Genomic DNA, 1078 nt, shown 5'->3' with positions numbered 1-1078 from the left:
TAGGCATGAGGGATCCTTGTCAGCCGTCTGAGGGAGCGCGAAGTCCAGGCAGGGCACGCCTGCCTGGTGCATTTCGGCTAGGTCAGACGATCGGCTTGCGCCAGTCGTCCGAACCCTCGGTGCCTGCGGTGGTGTGGGTCCAGGTGATCTTGCGGTACGACATCGACACTTCGATCAGTTGGGTGAAGTCGGCGTTCTGCTTGTTCTGGGCATGGGGCAGCACGGTGTTGATGTCGACGATGGTGGCGTCCTCCAGCTTGGTGGTGAAGAAGTGCTCCTGCTTGCCCTCCACCGAGGTGCGGTACCAGTTCACTTCCACGCTCGGCAGCATCTCGCCGCTGGCCAGGGCCTGGTACATCAGGGGCGTGGCCTTGTTCAGCGAACTGGTGAAAATGAACGGCTTGTGCACCCGTTGGCCGGCCGGCTGGCCGCTCTGCGGGTCGGTGGGCACGGTGACCTGGTGCTTGATTTCCTGCACCAGGATCTCGTCTTCATGTCCTTCGACGAACACGTTGCCGACGGAGTCGGAGGTGAAGGCACCTGCGGTGATGTTGCCCTGGGTCTGGCCTTCGATCTTGATGTAAGCGGGTGTTGGCATGGCAGTTTCTCCTGCGTCCATGTGGATTAAGCACGCCGACTGTGGGCTGGCGTGGCCATCGGAGACGATGGGCTTGCTAGCAAGGCGTGGGCCTTGCCAATTCGTCGAGTTCGGTGGTGGCTGCGCTGGGGCGGTCACTGCTGCAAGATGGCGTTGAGCGACTCCAGCACCTCGGTGGTGAGCAGGTGCAGGCGGTAGCTGTACACGCCATAGATGATGGCGATGATCACCGCGCTGAGCGCCAGCGGGCTCCACCACGGCAACTGGCGGCGTACCCGGTACTTGCGCTCCAGCACATTGCTGTAGGGGTCGCACAGCTCGGTGGGTACCGGGTCGCGCTGCTCGAGGACCACGCGCTGCAGCTGCTCGATCAGGGCCTGGTGGGCTTCGTCGCCCCTGGGCGCCAAGGCGTACTTGCCTTTCAGGCCGAGGCACAGGCACAGGTACATGAACTCCAGCACGTCCTTGTAGCGCTGCGGT

The 1078-nt window shown here is 63.1% G+C and carries 2 protein-coding genes; both read right to left on the bottom strand.

The annotated features are described in order from the left end of the window. Positions 1–82: 82 nt before the first annotated feature. Positions 83–598 (bottom strand): Hcp family type VI secretion system effector, encoded by a 516-nt coding sequence (locus N5D48_RS26150; RefSeq protein ID WP_279889032.1) that lies wholly within the window; start codon positions 596–598, stop codon positions 83–85. Positions 599–732: 134 nt separating this feature from the next. Next, positions 733–1078, bottom strand: a 346-nt coding sequence (locus N5D48_RS26145) for a DotU family type IV/VI secretion system protein (protein ID WP_279889031.1), incomplete at its 5' end; no start/stop codon positions are given.

It is taken from the genome of Pseudomonas sp. GD03858 (assembly GCF_029840925.1).
Taxonomy (GTDB): domain Bacteria; phylum Pseudomonadota; class Gammaproteobacteria; order Pseudomonadales; family Pseudomonadaceae; genus Aquipseudomonas.
The sequence above is the reverse complement of the archived record's forward strand: the minus strand, read 5'-3'. Positions and strand labels throughout refer to the sequence as shown.

What these genes read in the sequence shown, in the direction of transcription:
- N5D48_RS26150 (WP_279889032.1), bottom strand. Translation starts at nt 598, where the DNA reads ATGCCAACACCCGCTTACATCAAGATCGAAGGCCAGACCCAGGGCAAC.